Source organism: Rhodococcus sp. NPDC055024, assembly GCF_053608585.1.
In genome coordinates this window covers 542,845-559,518 of record NZ_JBSGVT010000001.1, presented here as the reverse complement: position 1 = coordinate 559,518, position 16,674 = coordinate 542,845, and the positions used below count along the sequence as shown (strand labels likewise).

Below are 16,674 nucleotides of genomic sequence, written 5' to 3'. Positions count from 1 at the left end.
GTGAAAGGAGCTTACTTAAGGTGCGCAAATAGCAGAACGCGCATACGAACGCGATAGACCGCTTTGCGCGGGTTACCGGGCAACGCTGCAAGGCCAACTAGTATCGATGAGGTGTCTGGTGCCGAACGAACAAACAGGAGTCGCCGCAACCCGCGGCGTCGACCTGCCGTCGGCAACCCCGATAAACCTTTGATGCGAACCGTCCGTGAAACTTCTGCGGGCGGCTTGGTCGTCGATGGCTGGGGCGGACCCCCGGAACGCCTCTGCGCTGCACTGATCGGCCGAACCGACCGGCGCGGACGCCTACTCTGGTCGCTACCCAAGGGCCATATCGAGCAGGGTGAGACCGCCGAGCAGACCGCGATGCGTGAGGTCGAAGAAGAAACCGGTATCCAGGGAACCGTCCTGGCGCCGCTGGGCAGCATCGACTACTGGTTCGTGACCGAAGGTCGACGCGTCCACAAGACCGTGCACCACTATCTCCTCCGCTTTCTCGGCGGTGAACTCTCCGACGAGGACATCGAGGTCACCGAAGTCGCCTGGGTGCCGCTGACGGAACTGCACTCGCGGCTCGCGTACGCCGACGAGCGCAAACTCGCAGAACTCGCGTCGCAGATGATCGCCGAGATGCCGAGACCTGAAATCCAGCGACCTGAGATTCTGCGAACACAGCACCCGAAGGAACCGGACGCCGGATGAGAATGGCTCTGCGGCGGGCCGGTGTGGCCGCTCTGGTGATGGCCGCTGTCGGTTTCGGGCCTGCAACGACGGCCGTCGCAGGTGCAGCGCCGTCCAGCCAGCCCAGTGAGCGCGCACCGGCGCGAGACACCAACGATGCCAAATTTCTGCAACTGACACTCGACTCCACCGCACCGACCACCGTGACGACCACCAGCGACCGCAACGTCGTGGTCAAGGGCACGGTGAAGAACGTCGGTGACCGTCCCGTCGAGGACGTCGGAGTGAGGCTGCAGCGCGCTCCCGCGATCGACTCCAGTTCGGACGTGCGCGCAGCACTCGATTTCGACCAGGCTGTTTTCGACACGGTCGGCGAATTCGACACCGTCGCCACCACCCTCGACACCGGCCAGTCCAAGCAGTTCACGCTCACCCTGCCGCTCCGGAGCACAACCGGGTTGTCCCTCGACATCACCGAACCCGGCGTCTACCCGATGCTCGTCAACGTGAACGGCACCCCGGAGTACGGCGGTGCCGCCCGACTCGACGACGCACGCTTCCTGCTCCCTGTCCTCGGTGTGCCGGCCGCAGCCGAATCGAACGCCACAGCCGGAACCCCCAGTTCGTCGGCCACGGCCGTCGTTCCCCCCGACACATCCGCCCCGATCGGCGTCACGCTCATGTGGCCGCTGGCCGACGCTCCCCGACTCGTCGGCGGAATCCCGGGCGCGGTCAACGAGCCGGTACGCCTGATCGACGACGAACTTGCCACCGAACTTTCCGACGGCGGACGTCTGGACGCGTTGGTCGATGCGGTGGAGAACGCCACCAAACCCGAAAGCGATACCGATCGCCGCGTCACGGATGCGCTCTGCCTGGCAATCGACCCCGACCTTCTGATCACCGTCGAGAACATGACTCGCGGATACCTCGTCGCGGACAACTCGTCCGATCCCACCGGGCCGTCGCACGAAGGCCGCGGCAGCGACGCCGCCAACCAGTGGCTCGGCCGGGTGAAGACGCTCGCCTCCTCGATGTGCACGACGGCGGTTCCCTTCGCGCAGGCCGATCTCGCCGCGGTCACCTCGGTGGCCAATCCGGAGTTGACGGCTACCGCGCTCGCACGCCCGGCGGACATCGTCGACAACATCCTCGGCGTGACCTCGTTGCGAGATTTCGTCTGGCCCGATTCGGGTGTCCTCGACTCGGCCACTGCAGAGGTGCTGAGCGTGAATCCCACCACAGCGATGGTGGCTGACACCTCCGTCGACTCGGCGGCCCCGCAACTGTCGTCGCGGATAACCGGCTCACTCGACGCGCTTGCCTTCGACACCTCGGCAGCCGCAGCCTTGGCCGCCACCGGCTCGGAGCCGCAGGTCCCGTCGTACATCCCCGACGACACCGCGCCGACCATCGACATCGAATCGCGCAGCGCCCGGCGTCAGGACGCGCTGGGGGCGATGGCCTGGGCCGCGCTGACACCGACGTCGCTGCCGCGCAATCAGATCTTCGCGCCGCCGCAACTGTGGACCGCCGACAGCAACGACGCCACCGCGGTGCTCTCGATGCTCGCGACCCTCATCCGGTCAGGGCTCGCCTCACCTCAGGCCCTGCCGGCACTGCTCGGCAGACAACCGGGCGCGACGGACGCCGCCACTCTCGACTACCCGGACCGGGCTACCCAGGACGGTCCGCAGACGTCCGTCGTCGAGACCGCAACCACCCAACTTCCGCGTATCGACGGGCTCGAAGCATCGCTGGTGGACGATCCGGCGGCTTCGCTCACCCCCCGGGGATTCACGGCGCCGCTCCGCGAAGATCTACTCCGCTCGATGACCTTGGCCGGGCGCCGCAACGTCGACTCCGCGTCGGTCAATCGGGCGGAGCGCGCTGCGACCATCCGCGCCGACAACGTCACCGAAGCCGTCGACGGGATGTACCGGGCCGTCAGTGTCGTGTCGCCGGGCGGCGTCTACACACTCGCGTCGGGGCAGAGTCCGCTCCTGCTGGTCGCGCGCAACGAACTGCCCATCGCCATCAACGTCGACCTGCGTGTGGAAGCCCCACCCGAAATGCAGATCAGTGACATCGGTCCCAAACAGCTGCCGCCGCGAGGTAGCCGACAGTTGACTGTGCCCGCGGAAATGAACGATTCTCGCAAGCTGGAAGTCAACTTCTCGCTGACCACGACAGATGGCCGCCAATTGGGTACGCCGACCAGCGTGACCGTACGGTCGAATGCGTACGGTCGTCCCCTGGCCGCCGTGACGGCGACAGCGGGAGGGTTGCTGCTGTTCCTGGCAGGGCGACGGCTGTGGCATCGATTCAAGGGTCAGCCGGACCCAGCAGATGAAGGGTACGAACGCTCATGACCGGGAATCCACCCGAGGAGGGTCGCCGCTCGGCGATCACCCGCAAGAGTGCCACGACCCGCTCGCATCCTCGGATGCCACCGTGGGAGCGCGGCTACCCGATTCAGCCGGTCAACCCGGACGCACGTTTCGACGACGCACCCACCATGACCATCCCGGTGATCCGCGACTACCCCCGGTACCGCGAAGCCGAGATGGAATTCGCCGATCGGCAGACGACCACGTCGGACGAGTTCGACACCGACGCTCATGTCCAGGCCGGGGAGCGCAAGGAGACCAACTCTCGACTCCTCGCGGCAACCGGTTCCATCGCGATTGCGACGCTGACGAGCCGCATCACTGGGTTCGCCAAGCAGTTGATGATCCTGATGGTCCTCGGCCCCGCCATCGCCAGTTCGTTCACCGTCGCCAGCCAGATCCCGAACATGATCGCGGAACTGGTTCTGGGCGCCGTGCTGACCGCGATCGTCGTTCCCGTGCTGGTTCGCGCCGAACGGGAGGACACCGATCACGGCGAAGCGTTTGTCCGACGCCTCTTCACCGCGTCGCTTGTGCTACTCGGTATGGCCGCGCTGCTCGCGACCCTGGCAGCACCCGTACTCACCAAATACGTCTTCCTGTCCGAAGACGGCAAGGTCAGCACCGACCTGACCACCGCGCTGTCGTATCTGCTTCTGCCGGCAATCCTGTTCTACGGGCTGTCAGCGCTGTTCACAGCGTTTCTGAACACCAGACAGATCTTCAAGCCCGGAGCCTGGGCTCCCGTACTCAACAACGTCGTCGTCCTCGTGGTGCTCGTGGTCTATCGCCTGACTCCGGGTGAGATCTCGCTGAATCCAGTCTCGATGGGCGATGCAAAACTGCTCACCCTCGGTATCGGCATCACCATCGGCGTCATCGTGCAGGCCGCCAGCCTGATCCCCGCGCTTCGCCGCGAGAAGATCTCACTCAAGCCGCTGTGGGGTCTCGACGATCGCCTGCGCCAGTTCGGCGGCATGGCCGTCGCCATCGTCTTGTACGTCCTGATCAGCCAGATGGGCATGATCTTCGCGACCAAGATTTCCTCACATGCCGACGAGGCCGGCCCCGCCATCTACAGCCAGGCCTGGTTGCTCCTGCAGCTCCCGTACGGCGTGCTCGGAGTGACGGTTCTGACCGCGATCATGCCGCGCCTGAGCCGCAACGCTGCGGCCGACGACACCCCGGCCGTCGTGGATGATCTGTCGGTCGCGACGCGTCTGACCATGATCACGCTGGTTCCGATCATCATGTTCCTGACTTTCATGGGGCCGCAGGTCGGTGAAGCGCTCTACGGTTACGGCCGCTTCGGACCCGAACAGGCCGAACGACTCGGTACCGCCGTGAGCTGGTCGGCGTTCACGTTGATTCCGTACGCGCTGGTCCTGATCCAACTTCGAGTGTTCTACGCCCGCGAACAGGCCTGGACGCCGACGTGGATCGTTCTCGGCATCACTGCAGTGAAGATCGCTTTCTCGGCACTGGCTCCGGTCTTCGCCTCCAACAGCGATCAGGTCGTGATCCTGCTCGGTGCGGCCAACGGCCTCGGCTACATCGCTGGCGCCGTCATCGGCGGATACCTCCTGCACCGCAGCCTCGGAAACCTGCAGATGGCCAACGTGGGCAAGACGGTCTGGTCCGTCGTACTCGCCTCGCTGGCCGGTTCGCTGACCATGCTCGCGGTCGACCGATTCCTCGGATTCGATCAACTCACCGAGCGTTTCGGCGGACCCGGCTCGATGGTTCGCGTCGCCGTCGGCGGCATCCTGATGCTCGCGATCACCTTCACGATTCTGTACTTCAAGAAGGTTCCGGAAGTTCTGTCGGTAACGGTTGCGGTCTCCCGCAAGATTCGTTCACTGACAGGTCGCGCCGAACCGGACACACGTAACAACACCGACGACGACGTCACCGAGCTGATTCCTGCAATCAGAACGGAATCAAACGAGCACGAACGACCGGGTGCGCTCCCGTACCCTGGTCATGGGCGTACAGGATCGCAACCCGCGCGTATTCGGGGACGGGCTATCGATGGAGAAGGAGCGAGGGTGAGCGACGACAACGTTTCCGGCAACAAGAGTGCCGGGACTTCTGCCGTGAAAGCGTCCGAACAGAAGTCAACGGCATCGTCGGGCACACCTGCATCCACGAGTTCCTCCGCATCTGTCGGCCAGAAGCCGCAGCAGGGTCAGAAGCCACAGCAGCCTGCCCAGCGGCCGGTCCAGAAGCCACAGCAGCCGGTGCAGAAGGCCGCTCCGCCGGTGCCTCCGGTCAGTGTGTCCAAGACACCTTCGGCGCCCGTGTCGAAGGCACCTTCAGCACCTGTGTCGAAGACACCCGCACCGAAGACGCCTGCGCCGGACAAAAAGGCACCCGAATCTCAGAAAACGGCTGCCGCTCAGACTCCGCCCGCTGCGCCTCGTACGTCTGCCGCCGGATCCGCATCACGACCGGCACAGCGACCGATGCCCCGTGGACCCAAGCTCATCCCCGGCGCATCTGTCGCCGGCGGACGCTACCGTCTGCTCGCCCCGCACGGCGGAACCCGCGGACTGCAATTCTGGGAAGCTCTCGACGTCAAGCTCGACCGTGAAGTAGCCCTGACGTTCGTCGACGCCGATCAGCGCGGCGACGACGACAGCCAGTCCGGACCGCAGGCGGTTCTCTCACGCACTCTGCGCCTGGGACGAATCAACTCGCCCGGTCTGGCTCGCGTCCTCGACGTCGTCCGCGGAAGCTCGGGCGGAATCGTCGTCGCCGAATGGACTCCCGGTCGCTCGCTGCGTGAAATGGCCGAGACGACGCCGTCGCCGATCGGTGCAGCGCGCGCCATCCGCGCCCTCGCGGCCGCTGCCGAGGCCGCTCATCGTACCGGCGGTGCGCTGTCCATCGATCACCCTGACCGCGTTCGCATCAGCATCAACGGTGACGCCGTACTGGCGTTCCCCGCGACGCTTGCCGACGCCGATTCCACCAGCGACGTCCGCGGCCTCGGCGCCATGCTGTACTCGCTCATCACGGCACGCTGGCCGCTCGCCGAACCGTCCGCCGGTCCCGTCGGTGGTCTGCTTCCCGCCGGCCGCGGCGCCGACGGCAACATCGTCGAACCTCGGGTCGTCCGTCCGGAGGTCCCGTTCGACATCTCGGCCGTTGCGGTTCGAGCTTTGCAGTCGGAGAGTGGAATCCGCACTGCTGCCACCGTGCAGCACATCCTCGATCAGGCGTCCGTCGTCAACGACAAGACGGAAATGATTCCGGCACTTCGTCTCGGCCACCGCGAGCAGGGAGCGTCGGGTCATGCACTGAACGACCCGGAAGCCATCGAGGCCGAGAAGAAGAAGTCGACGCGGATGCTCGCGGCACTGACGGCGCTCGGCGTCTTCACCGTGATCGTCCTGATTCTCCTTGTGGTGTGGGTTGCGAGCTTCCTCTCGGGCGGCAGTAACGACACCCCGCTCAGCGAGCAGAGTTTCGGATTGACCACCGAAGCCACTGCGCCCGAGAACAATTCACCTGCCCCCGCACCGGCGGCGGCAACCGTGCCGGTAGCCGCCTCGGCCGTAACAGTGTTCTCACCCCAGGGCACGCCGGACCAGCCGGCGACGGCGAAGAACGCCATCGACGGCAATCCAGCCACCGCATGGTCGTCGGACTCGTACTTCCAGCCCTTCCCATCACTGAAGAACGGCGTCGGCCTGATGGTGACGCTCGCCGATGCGGCCAACCTGAAGAACATTGCGATCACGTCTGATTCGCCCGGAACCGTCGTTGAAATCCGTTCTGCCCCTTCTGCGAATACTTCGCTGGATCAGACCAAGGAAATCGGATCCGGTGTACTGAAGAACGGTGTGACCGACATTCCGCTCTCGTCGGACGGCTCGGGTCAGTATGTCCTGGTTTGGATTACGCAGCTCAGCACCGAATCCGGACAAAACCAGACATCCATCTCGGAGATTGCATTCACTGCTGCAAAGTGATCGCCCTTGGCCCGTCTGAAACCTACCGACTGGGCTAATATCCGCCCGTGCACAGTTATCGGGGGGGCACCGGGGGCGGAGCCGGAAAATTCGAATCCAGAAGTTTCGAGAACACAAATCTCGAGACGACGGATTTCGAATTGTTGACTGCTCATGTGGCAGGCGATCGGCATGCGTTCCGTGAACTTCTGACCCGGCATCAGGATCATCTATGGCACGTTGCCCGGCGTACGAGCTACTCGGACGAGGACGCGGCAGACGCGCTCCAGGAGGGTCTGCTGTCCGCGCACCGCAAGGCGTCGAAGTTCCGCGGCGACGCGGCGGTGCGAAGCTGGCTCCACACCATCGTGGTCAACGCCTGGAATACCAGGTCAGAAGCTCAAGAGAGCCCCTCGGTACGCAGAGGGTACGCAGTAGATCCAAATGCCTCACCGAGAAGACCACTCGCGGCCTTGCGAGTGCGATCCTCAGCCTTCGGCCACAGGTGGCTGTACGTGTCCAAGGTGACGGATGCCGACGAGTGCCCGAGAGCGCGCTGAACGGTCACCACGTCGCACCCTGCAGCAATCAGACCCGACGCGAAGTAGTGCCGCAGGGAGTGCAGCTTGACGTCCGCAATGCCTGCCGCAGCCTTCGCTTTGCGCCAGCGCCCACCGACCATGTTGTTTTCCATCGGGTTGCCGTTGAGCCCCTCGAACATCCAGCGTTGCGGATTGTCGCCGGGTACGTGCAAGCGGATGTGCTCGGCCGCCATGTCGATGAGTTCCTTGGGCGCCGCGATCACTCGCTCGCTGCCGTACTTCGGAGGGCGAATCTCGACGACGCCGCTACGGATCCGCTGCGCCTGACGCTCGACGTGAATGTCTCGTCGCAGGAAATCGAAGTCCGCGACCTGCAGCGCAGAGGCCTCGCCAGATCGGAGGCCGGCAAAAGCGCACAGTGCGACGAACAGCGTGAATCGATTCTCTGCGCACAGAATTAGCTTGCCGACCTGCTCGCTGGTCGGAATGACCATGGCAGCCTCAGCGCGCCGCGTACGGGGGAGTTTGACGCCCTGGCTCGGGTCGGACGCGAGTGCCTTGTCACGTATGGCTGCTTTGAGAATGGCGCGCACGTTCATCATCCGCGACTTGATCGTCGACGGAGCGAGAGGCTGATCCTGCATCTTCTTGACCCATGCCTCGAAGTGGCTCGCCCGCAGGTCAGCCATGGCTACGTCACGGAACGGAACAGTCCGGTCGAGACGATCATTCTCACGCCGCGTGTGATGCACCCAGACCTGCCGCGGCGCCCACTCGGCATAGAAGCTACCAAAGGTGATCTGACCGCGTACGGGGTCGATGTAGTTGCCGGTGACCTGACTCGCCACGATGTCATCGAGCCACTTCTGAGCATCAACCTTGCGATCGAATCGCTTCGTGCGCTCACGGCTCTCGTCATCGACATACCTTGCACGCCAACGCTTTCCAGCTCCATGTAGTTTCGACTCGACCTTTTGATCTTTGCCGTCGACGCGAACCGTCTTCCACCACAGATCCTCGACGCCAGCGCGGCGGTTACGCTTCGGCGTCATCGCCGCCGACCATTCCGAGCCGATCAAGTAGGTGATTCAGAACAGTCTGGGCGGCCTTGAATTCCGCAGGTGAAACGCTTGCCACAGCAATGTTGGCCGAACTTCCGTCGATGAATAGCTCACCCTCGAACTCCGTTGCGTCCTGTATCTCCTGCAACAGGTCGGCCGCAGCCTGTTCGCGGGAGGCTTCACCGTTTCGATCGAAGAGCTCCTGCATTCCGAGCGTGTGAGCAACGTCGACGACGAGCGAAACAATTGAGTCCGCTGCGCGCGTGTAAGAAGCGACCGTATTCGCCACAAGCCCTGCTTCCGAGAATCCGGTCGGCGCGAATAGGAACAGGTCGAATTGCAGGAATCTGGAGAGGGCAATCCCCTCGCTAAGGCGAGGTTCTCGCTGGTTGTTCTCAAGCCTGGTCACGGCACTCGCATCGAGCGGCACTCCAAGTTCTGACATCTTTACCGCGAGCGCTCGCTGGCTGAGTCCGAGCCTGTTCCTGCCTTGCCGAATCGCGTCGCCGAGCGTGCGGGGATGTTCGTCGACTGCGCGATTCCGTTGAACGTCACTCTTCGCATGTTTCATGGGCGCAACACTAATGCTTGACAGCAACACAAATCAATGCCAGCATTCAACCTGTTGCAAACATGCATCACTGTTGCGTCACTGAAACAGAGGAGTGAACTGGTGACAACCTCACAAGCGTCCGGTCCCGTCGAGATCGAAGTGGTGGAGCGGTACCTGACCACGAAGCAGGTCAGTGAGACGACTGGTCTTCCGCTCGGAACACTGCGCTACTGGCGGCATATCGGAGAAGGGCCCGAGTCAATGACGCTGGGCAGGAAACGAGTCGTCTACAAGTTGTCGAAGCTGAATGAGTGGCTGGCCGCGCAGGAGGACAACAACGTGCGCGGCGGTGTGGCGTAGTGCGCACAATCCCCACCACGAAAAGCGCCCTCGACGCCGACCAGGGCATCGAGGGCAGTGAGACCCGCACCAACACTCACGAAAGAACGGATTCAGCCGTGACTGTACCAACATTTCCGACATCTGCCGAGGTGCTCGCCTTGCTGAAACCCGACAGCAGCGAGATGACGAATCTTGTCATTCGACCGCTCGGGTCAGGAGCGCAGCAGTGTGTCGTGGTCCTCGATCGTCACGACCAGCGCGATGAAGACGGCGCGCCGATTCCCGCAGTGTTCAGCCTCAACTTCCGTGGCATCGATGCGAACTATCCCGAGATTCACCCGTCCGGCATCCCCGCACTGATCGACACACTGACTGAGATGCATCGGGCATGGCTCTATCTGGACCCGGAGAACTTCGCATGAGCGCGACACTGGGGCGGACCGTCAAAGCGGCAATCATGCTGTCGGGCATGACGATTGCCGAAGTTGGCCGAATGATTGACCTGACCGCTTCGTCGATGAGTCGACGGACGTCAGGCAGGGTGCCTTTCAAGTGCGACGAGATCGTACGGATTGCGATCGTTCTTGAGGTATCGGTACGGGATCTGTTGGCGGATTGGGAAGCCGAGAAGGGCAGGGCCGTCTTGTGACCATCACTGAGGGACTTCTCGCCGCGCTCCTGGTTGGTCAGTCGATCGCATGGCTCATCACCGACTACCGACGATTCGATCCGAGAGGTGGTGGCAACTAACCGTGACCGACCAGCCAGTGGAAATCGACGCATCGGAGGGGCTTCTTACCTCCGGTCCGATTGAGCGATTCGAGTGGGAGCGAATCATCCGGCGTGTGAGCATGCCGCCCACGACGATGCTCATGGCACTGACACTGGCAACCTATGCCGACATCGACGGAACCCGCGTCCGGCCTAGCTCCGAGCGGCTCGCGCGAGTCACTGGCACCTCACCCGCAACGGTCGGCCGCACGTTGTCATGGCTGCGCAAACACGGCTTGATCGGACTCGTAAAGCAAGGGAACCGGTGGGCCAAACAAGCCAACGAATACCAGCTTTCGATCCCCATGAATCTGCTCGATATGGATCTGCTGCCACCAGACGAACGCACTGAGTCTGGAGATCACTGATGAGCCCTAGACAGTTATCCACAGGTGACGGTCTACAGCTCACCCATGAGTCCCAGAGTTATTGCGCTCCAGAAAGTCTGGAGCTCATTTGGAGACAGTCTGGAGCTCATCTGACCCAAGTCTGGAGCTCATTTAGCAAAGTCTGGAGCTCACCCATGAGCGCCCACCAGACCAATATCACCAGACCAGTAATCACAAAGCCACTGACCAACTCAAAGTCCCGGCTTGAGAACGCAACTAACTGACCGCGTGCGAGTAGCGAAGGAGGCAAAGAAATGATTGATCGATTCGGGGAGGAAATCGACGACGAACCGACCCCGGCACCGCGATCGCAGTTGGCCCACAATCCAGCCTGCCGAAACGGATGGCTCGGCGCGGACCTCGACGGCCGGATGATCCCGTGCCTGACATGCAAGCCGCACTTGCGCACCACCGTGCACACGAACGACTTCGGCATCCGATGACCGAACCCAAACTGCGAGGGTCGAAGTACGCACCCGCGCCGATACCGCTCATCGCCACACTCGTGGACGAACGCCTCACCGGCGCAGCCTGCCAAGGGATGGCACCACTGTTCGACGCCTACGTCGACCACGAGACCACCGAACAACGCGAGTACCGACACCACCGCGCAAAAACGATCTGCCTCCGCTGCCCGGTCCGCGCCGAGTGCACCGTCGCAGCAACAGAACACGACGCGTCCGGCATCTGGAACGGATGCCTGCAGGAATCCACCACACGAACGAAGGACACAGCATGAACTCCACCCGACCACAGCATCTGGTTGCTATCGATCTCCACGCAGACGGAAGCCTGCCCGACGACCCCGCGCACCCGAGTATCGACGGCGCGGCGCGCTACCCGGTCGGAGTCCAGGGAACCTGCCTACTGCGACATGACGCCACTGACGAGTTCGTCAACGTGCGCGTGGCCGGCGTCTATGTCGACGACGGACTCACCGGAACCATCGTGGAACTCGGCCCCTGGTCGATGAGCCCCCTCGAAGCGAAGCAGTTGGGCGAAACGCTTCGCGACCTCGCAGCCGCTACAGATTCCCGACTCGCCTGACGAGAGGTAGGGGGTTCAGATCTCAAGCGAGCCCTCTACCACCTGACTCCCTTCGCTGGGCAGTCAGGTCTTCTCTCCCCGAAGTTTTTTCCACCACAGCACTCGGAAGGTGAACCCATGCCCGACCAGAACGCTCGACCGATGAACGACACCGACAAGACCCGCGCACTGCGATTGGTCCTCGCTGCCGTACGCAAAGATCTGCACGCCGCGCACGTCGTGTTCGGCGAACTCGACACCGGAGACGACGCTCTCAATCTCGCGATGGCCGTGGCGGACATCGCATCCGTTGCCCTCGAAAAGGGACTCGGAACCGAAAACGCCGAGACTGCTTTGCTTTCCGACCTCCACACACTGCTAAGCTGATCGCGGAAGTTCAAGTGCTGTCAGGGGTGTAGGCAGAGCGGTAACCGTCCCCGAGGTTCGACCGATCATCGAACGCCCGGTGTGACCACGACCAGCTCGCCTGCACGCCAGCACAATCCACAAGACCCGGTGTCAGACCATCGGTACACGGAGAGCGTCAACCCGTCCGCCCCTGAGGTCACGTGAAAGAACGTGACGCCCAGCGAGGCCAGCGGTCAAGCCTTCCAATCCGCCCGTCTCCCAGGCGCACCCACATTCATTTCTGCCCAGGAGTACACACCATGAATCTCAAGGAAAAGCGCGCCGCTGCGCTCACCAAGGCCAACGCCATCGTCGACGGCGCAAAGGCTGCCGGTACCGAACTGAGCGCCGAACAGGCCGAAGCGGTACAGGTGCTCATTGCCGAAATTGAGACCCTCGACGCGAGCATCGCGAAAGCCTCCGATGCTGCTGCCATTCTCGGCAAGCTCGACGCCATCGCCGACGAGAGCGCCGAAGCGGCAAGCGAGACCGGAAGTGCAGACGCTAAGGGATTCCTCAACGTGTCCGCCAAGTCGTTCGCCAAGCTCGGCCGCCGCGCCGCTCAGGGCATGATCGCAGGCGGACCCGACGACGACATCCTCGATTCCCATTTCGGCGCCAAGGGTCGCTCGCTCGCTCGACGTTCCTTCGGCACCAAAGCTCTTTTGCCGAGCGGTGAGACCGCGGTATCGGTCACGGTGTCCCCGAACATCGTCACCGACGCACGACCTCTCTCCGAGCTGCTCGCCACGATCCCCGTCGTCAAGCAGTCCTCGCCGGTGTTCCGGTTCCTGCGCCAGACTGCGCGCACGAACAACGCGGCCGTCGTCAAATCCGGTGACACCAAGCCGACCTCGGTGTACGGACTGACCCCCGTCGAGGGCGAACTGAAGGTCATCGCGCACCTGTCCGAAGGCATCGACAAGTACAGCCTCGAGGACGTGACCAACCTCGAACAGTTCGTCACCGACGAGATGATCTACGGCCTGTACCGCGCACTCGAGAATCAGGTTCTCAACGGTGTCGGTGAGGTCACCGGACCGCCCGCCAAGAACGAGCTGACCGGCCTGCTGAACACGTCCGGCATCCAGACGCAGGCGTTCGTGACGGACCTGCTGACCACGACCCGCAAGGCCGTGACCGCAGTCGAGAGCATCGGCCACACCGCTGGCACGTTCGTTCTCAGCCCCGCCGATTGGGAGACCCTCGAACTCGCCCGCACCGAAACGGCCGGCAGTCTCGAACTCGGTGGCCCGGTCGATCGTGCGAAGCGCACCTTGTGGGGAGTGAACATCGCGATCTGCACGGCACTGCCGGCCAAGACCGCAGTGCTGCTCGACCCGACCGCCCTCGCCGTCGACACTGACGCGAACGTGGAACTGAAGTGGGACAGCTCCGGCGACAACTTCGACAAGAACCTGATGCGTGCCCGCGTCGAGTCTCGCTACCACCTGTCGGTGTACCAGCCACTCGGCGTCGTGAAGATCGCCACCGCAGCCTGACCCCGGCCGCACAACGAAGCACCCCGGCTCAGAAACGAGTCGGGGTGCTTTGCTGTCAAGGCAGGGAGGGGGCTCGCAATCACGGCGATCCAGCTGGACGGACCACTTCCACCGGTTACTGGTTCTCTCCCTCCTCGGCCATGACCGGGCTCGCGCGCGCGATATCACGACTCACCTTCTTCGCGCTGGCACGAAAAGGCGGGCTGAAGGGTGTCGGTAGAACCGACACCCTTCTCGACGCAGTTACCTAAAAGCGTCGATTTCCACACACGACAATCGGTTTACCGGTTCGTGTTGCCAAGTATTCGATTTTCCCGATACTGCGCCATAAGACGCCACACAGCCGCGAAGTTTGCGGCCGACTTGTGCGTCGATGCCTTCTCCCTGAGACACCGTCGGCCTGCAACGACGTGTCTCAAATAGGAAGATTCTCCGCCACATGTGAGGCGCTGGACCACGACGCGGCATCCCCTGTCGACAGTAACCACTAGAATCACTACCGGACCGATACCAATCGGTCTGGAAACGCCGAGGCCCTGCCAGAGCGGACTCCAGCAGGGCATCGGGATGTCTTTGGTCGGACGCCCCGAAGCTTAGGCGAACGCGCGCCTCCGCGTAACCCCCGGGGGCAGTGTTTTGTGCTGTGGGCCACTCGTGCATCGACTCGCGTCTCCTCGTCCTACATGTAGGAGGCTCGACAATGACAGGGATTGAAGAAGGCCATCAAGTGAGTTCGGTACCGGCACAGCAGCCGACCGGCGAGTTCATCGTCTACCAAACTGAGGACGGACGTACGAAGGTCCATCTCCAGACGTACGACGGCACGGTGTGGCTCTCGCAGCGACAGATCTCCGAACTGTTCGACAAGAGTGTGCCCACGATAAATGAGCACATCAAGAATGTTTACGCAGATGGCGAGTGTGTGACGGAGGCAACTATTCGGAAATTCCGAATAGTTCAATTTGAGGGTGGGCGCGAAGTCACGCGCGAGGTGGACGTGTACAACCTCGACGTTGTAATGGCGGTCGGCTACCGGGTGCGGTCACAGCGCGGAACCCAGTTCCGTCAGTGGGCTACGACAGTGCTGAGTGAGTACCTGATCAAGGGCTTCGCGATGAATGATGAGCGCCTCAAGGATCCGGTTGGCCAGGACTACTTCGCAGAGCTCCTTGAGCGAATTCGGGACATCCGTGCTTCAGAGGCTCGGTTCTACGAGCAGATCCGGGATATTTTCGCCACCAGTGCCGACTACGACAAGAAAAGTCCTGAGACGGCACGCTTCTTCCAGCAGATCCAGAACAAGCTCCACTTCGCGGTCGCGGGCCAGACCGCACCGGAGATCATCGCACTTCGTGCCGATCCCTCAGCGCCCAACATGGGTGTCCAACACTTCAAGGGTGGCAGGCCCACGAAGCAGGAAGCGAAGGTAGCGAAGAATTACCTGACAAGTGATGAATTGAGGGTGCTCAACAGGTTCACGACGATGTTCTTGGACTACGCCCAAGATCAGGCCGAGCGCCGCAACTCGATGACGATGGCCGCGTGGGCTGCGCAAACCGACAAGTTCATCGCCTTCAATGATTATCCAGTCCTGACCGACAGTGGCCGGGTATCGCGAGCTCGTGCCGATGAATACGTCAACGAACGGTACGAGCTCTTCAACAAGCAGCGCTTGGCGGCTTCACGCGGCAACGCGCTGGAAGGAGAGGTGCTCGAGATGCAGAAGATCGAGCGTCAGATCCTCGCAGCCCAGCACTCGCTGCAGCGCAGCTAGTAAGGCTCGAGAGATGGGGGCAGTCGTTTTACTGCTCCCATCTTTGAGGCCCTCAGTACGCAGAGGGTACGCAGTAGATCCGAAACGGGCCGAACCTCGCCAACGGTAGAAACACACTGCTCCGCAGGTCAGACGGCTGATCTCATCTAGTCAATCCTCACCAACGCCCGAGAACGCGTGCGTGGTCAATGCCTGCCTTGACCGGATCCGACGCAACAAATCACGGGCCGCGTTCTCTCTGTCTTCCGAGAATGCGGAGGAACCTCGAGATCACCGCGACTATGCAGCGACAGTGGACATGAGCCTGACCGTCGAACAGGCACTGGCATCGCTGCCCCCTGAGCAGCGTGCTGCCGTCGTCGCCGTCGATGTCGAGGGGTATCCGGTAGCCGAGGCCGCCGAAAGATTGGGAGTGCCCGTAGGGACCGTCAAGAGTCGCTGCGCCCGCGCCCGAAAGCGCCTCGCCGCCCAGTTGGAGGACTTTCGCGAAGGCGGGAACCATTCGTGAACCGGCCGCGTCCTATCTTGTAAGCGTCCACACCGACTGCCGAGGGAGGGTTCATGACAGATCCGTCTGTCCGCGTTCCGTCTCCTCCGTTTTCGGAAGACCTCTTGGCGGATCTTCACGCCGGCGTTCTCGATTCCGAAACCAGTGCATTGCTGTGGCCGCTGGTACACGCCGACCCCGCCGCCCATGCATTTGTCACCACTCTCGACGGTGTCACAGCATCACTTGCGGCACTGAACTCACGCGAGACCCCTCACGACCGGATCCCGAATTCGCTTGCTGAGCGGATCAATTCGGCACTCGATTCACAGTCCAGCCACGTCGATCCGCCTGCAGAGACAACCGTCGTGCCGTTCCGGCGGCGCCCACAAACGTGGGTTCTCGGTGCCGCTGCAGCCGTAGCGGTGGCTTTCGTGATCGTTGTGATCGGAACCCGAGATTCCGAACCTGCCGAAAGCGTTGTCGCTCAACCGAGCACACCGGCGACGTCTGCTGTCGACGATCCGGATTCGGTGTCGCTGCTCTCACTCATCGGATCCAAAAATCTTGGACCACTGAATGATCCGTCCAAACTGGCCGGCTGCCTACGTGCCAACGACATCGACGAGGGCAGGCCTCTGCTCGGTTCGGGTGAGGTACGCATCGACGGGGCGCCGGCGATAGTCCTACTCTTCGCGGGATCGCAACCGCGTCAGATCACTGCTTTGACTGTCGGCACCGACTGCAGCGAGAGCAATCCGAATACGTTGTCGGTCAAGAACATCGGCTGACCTC

16 protein-coding genes and 2 pseudogenes are annotated in these 16,674 nt (G+C 62.6%); 16 read left to right on the top strand and 2 right to left on the bottom strand.

Annotated features, from left to right (window positions below):
* The first annotated feature begins 111 nt into the window (after positions 1 to 111).
* The 4 genes and pseudogenes from ACWF6P_RS02575 to ACWF6P_RS02560 all read left to right on the top strand — a co-directional run.
* Entirely contained in the window at positions 112 to 699 is a 588-nt protein-coding gene (locus tag ACWF6P_RS02575; RefSeq protein ID WP_378539883.1) for an NUDIX hydrolase, read from the top strand.
* The gene (locus ACWF6P_RS02570) at positions 696 to 3,050 is read left to right on the top strand and encodes a DUF6049 family protein (RefSeq protein ID WP_452619849.1); all 2,355 of its coding nucleotides are present in this window, start codon (positions 696 to 698) and stop codon (positions 3,048 to 3,050) included. The genes ACWF6P_RS02575 and ACWF6P_RS02570 overlap by 4 nt, the downstream gene beginning before the upstream one ends.
* Positions 3,047 to 7,045 (top strand): lipid II flippase MurJ, encoded by a 3,999-nt coding sequence (locus ACWF6P_RS02565; RefSeq protein ID WP_452619848.1) that lies wholly within the window; start codon positions 3,047 to 3,049, stop codon positions 7,043 to 7,045. The genes ACWF6P_RS02570 and ACWF6P_RS02565 overlap by 4 nt, the downstream gene beginning before the upstream one ends.
* Before the next feature lie 140 nt (positions 7,046 to 7,185).
* Positions 7,186 to 7,407, top strand: a pseudogene (locus tag ACWF6P_RS02560) (sigma factor); the annotation flags it as partial.
* A gap of 17 nt (positions 7,408 to 7,424) precedes the next feature.
* Here the strand turns inward: ACWF6P_RS02560 and ACWF6P_RS02555 are convergent.
* The gene (locus ACWF6P_RS02555; RefSeq protein ID WP_452619847.1) at positions 7,425 to 8,618 is read right to left on the bottom strand and encodes a tyrosine-type recombinase/integrase; all 1,194 of its coding nucleotides are present in this window, start codon (positions 8,616 to 8,618) and stop codon (positions 7,425 to 7,427) included.
* Positions 8,602 to 9,198, bottom strand: a complete 597-nt coding sequence (locus ACWF6P_RS02550; protein ID WP_452619846.1) for a helix-turn-helix domain-containing protein — start codon at positions 9,196 to 9,198, stop codon at positions 8,602 to 8,604. Before ACWF6P_RS02550 ends, ACWF6P_RS02555 begins: the two co-directional genes overlap by 17 nt.
* A gap of 102 nt (positions 9,199 to 9,300) precedes the next feature.
* Between ACWF6P_RS02550 and ACWF6P_RS02545 the strand changes: the two genes are divergently transcribed.
* From ACWF6P_RS02545 to ACWF6P_RS02490, 12 genes and pseudogenes are all read left to right on the top strand, one after another.
* On the top strand, positions 9,301 to 9,540 hold the full coding sequence (locus ACWF6P_RS02545) for a helix-turn-helix transcriptional regulator (protein ID WP_452619845.1): 240 nt from the start codon (positions 9,301 to 9,303) through the stop codon (positions 9,538 to 9,540).
* Complete coding sequence (locus ACWF6P_RS02540) at positions 9,540 to 9,944, top strand: hypothetical protein (RefSeq protein ID WP_452619844.1); 405 nt, start codon at positions 9,540 to 9,542, stop codon at positions 9,942 to 9,944. The genes ACWF6P_RS02545 and ACWF6P_RS02540 overlap by 1 nt, the downstream gene beginning before the upstream one ends.
* Complete coding sequence (locus ACWF6P_RS02535) at positions 9,941 to 10,171, top strand: helix-turn-helix domain-containing protein (protein ID WP_452619843.1); 231 nt, start codon at positions 9,941 to 9,943, stop codon at positions 10,169 to 10,171. Before ACWF6P_RS02540 ends, ACWF6P_RS02535 begins: the two co-directional genes overlap by 4 nt.
* A gap of 103 nt (positions 10,172 to 10,274) precedes the next feature.
* A complete protein-coding gene (locus ACWF6P_RS02530) occupies positions 10,275 to 10,661 on the top strand; it encodes a hypothetical protein (protein WP_452619842.1) in 387 nt (128 codons plus the stop codon).
* A 275-nt stretch (positions 10,662 to 10,936) separates the two neighbouring features.
* Complete coding sequence (locus ACWF6P_RS02525) at positions 10,937 to 11,125, top strand: hypothetical protein (protein WP_452619841.1); 189 nt, start codon at positions 10,937 to 10,939, stop codon at positions 11,123 to 11,125.
* Positions 11,122 to 11,421: a WhiB family transcriptional regulator gene (locus ACWF6P_RS02520; protein ID WP_452619840.1), complete on the top strand. Its 300-nt coding sequence runs from the start codon at positions 11,122 to 11,124 to the stop codon at positions 11,419 to 11,421. The genes ACWF6P_RS02525 and ACWF6P_RS02520 overlap by 4 nt, the downstream gene beginning before the upstream one ends.
* Positions 11,418 to 11,729 (top strand): hypothetical protein, encoded by a 312-nt coding sequence (locus ACWF6P_RS02515; protein ID WP_452619839.1) that lies wholly within the window; start codon positions 11,418 to 11,420, stop codon positions 11,727 to 11,729. The genes ACWF6P_RS02520 and ACWF6P_RS02515 overlap by 4 nt, the downstream gene beginning before the upstream one ends.
* A gap of 117 nt (positions 11,730 to 11,846) precedes the next feature.
* Positions 11,847 to 12,095, top strand: a complete 249-nt coding sequence (locus tag ACWF6P_RS02510; RefSeq protein ID WP_452619838.1) for a hypothetical protein — start codon at positions 11,847 to 11,849, stop codon at positions 12,093 to 12,095.
* 281 nt (positions 12,096 to 12,376) lie between these two features.
* Entirely contained in the window at positions 12,377 to 13,618 is a 1,242-nt protein-coding gene (locus ACWF6P_RS02505; RefSeq protein ID WP_452619837.1) for a phage major capsid protein, read from the top strand.
* A gap of 826 nt (positions 13,619 to 14,444) precedes the next feature.
* Positions 14,445 to 15,392 (top strand): virulence RhuM family protein, encoded by a 948-nt coding sequence (locus ACWF6P_RS02500; RefSeq protein ID WP_452619836.1) that lies wholly within the window; start codon positions 14,445 to 14,447, stop codon positions 15,390 to 15,392.
* Between the two features lie 181 nt (positions 15,393 to 15,573).
* Positions 15,574 to 15,900: pseudogene (locus tag ACWF6P_RS02495) on the top strand (sigma-70 family RNA polymerase sigma factor); the annotation flags it as partial.
* A 53-nt stretch (positions 15,901 to 15,953) separates the two neighbouring features.
* On the top strand, positions 15,954 to 16,670 hold the full coding sequence (locus ACWF6P_RS02490; RefSeq protein WP_452619835.1) for a hypothetical protein: 717 nt from the start codon (positions 15,954 to 15,956) through the stop codon (positions 16,668 to 16,670).
* The last annotated feature ends 4 nt before the right edge of the window (positions 16,671 to 16,674 follow it).

What these genes read in the sequence shown, in the direction of transcription:
- ACWF6P_RS02570 (WP_452619849.1), top strand. Translation starts at nt 696, where the DNA reads ATGAGAATGGCTCTGCGGCGGGCCGGTGTGGCCGCTCTGGTGATGGCC.
- ACWF6P_RS02565 (WP_452619848.1), top strand. Translation starts at nt 3,047, where the DNA reads ATGACCGGGAATCCACCCGAGGAGGGTCGCCGCTCGGCGATCACCCGC.
- ACWF6P_RS02555 (WP_452619847.1), bottom strand. Translation starts at nt 8,618, where the DNA reads ATGACGCCGAAGCGTAACCGCCGCGCTGGCGTCGAGGATCTGTGGTGG.
- ACWF6P_RS02550 (WP_452619846.1), bottom strand. Translation starts at nt 9,198, where the DNA reads ATGAAACATGCGAAGAGTGACGTTCAACGGAATCGCGCAGTCGACGAA.
- ACWF6P_RS02535 (WP_452619843.1), top strand. Translation starts at nt 9,941, where the DNA reads ATGAGCGCGACACTGGGGCGGACCGTCAAAGCGGCAATCATGCTGTCG.
- ACWF6P_RS02525 (WP_452619841.1), top strand. Translation starts at nt 10,937, where the DNA reads ATGATTGATCGATTCGGGGAGGAAATCGACGACGAACCGACCCCGGCA.
- ACWF6P_RS02520 (WP_452619840.1), top strand. Translation starts at nt 11,122, where the DNA reads ATGACCGAACCCAAACTGCGAGGGTCGAAGTACGCACCCGCGCCGATA.
- ACWF6P_RS02515 (WP_452619839.1), top strand. Translation starts at nt 11,418, where the DNA reads ATGAACTCCACCCGACCACAGCATCTGGTTGCTATCGATCTCCACGCA.
- ACWF6P_RS02510 (WP_452619838.1), top strand. Translation starts at nt 11,847, where the DNA reads ATGCCCGACCAGAACGCTCGACCGATGAACGACACCGACAAGACCCGC.
- ACWF6P_RS02505 (WP_452619837.1), top strand. Translation starts at nt 12,377, where the DNA reads ATGAATCTCAAGGAAAAGCGCGCCGCTGCGCTCACCAAGGCCAACGCC.
- ACWF6P_RS02490 (WP_452619835.1), top strand. Translation starts at nt 15,954, where the DNA reads ATGACAGATCCGTCTGTCCGCGTTCCGTCTCCTCCGTTTTCGGAAGAC.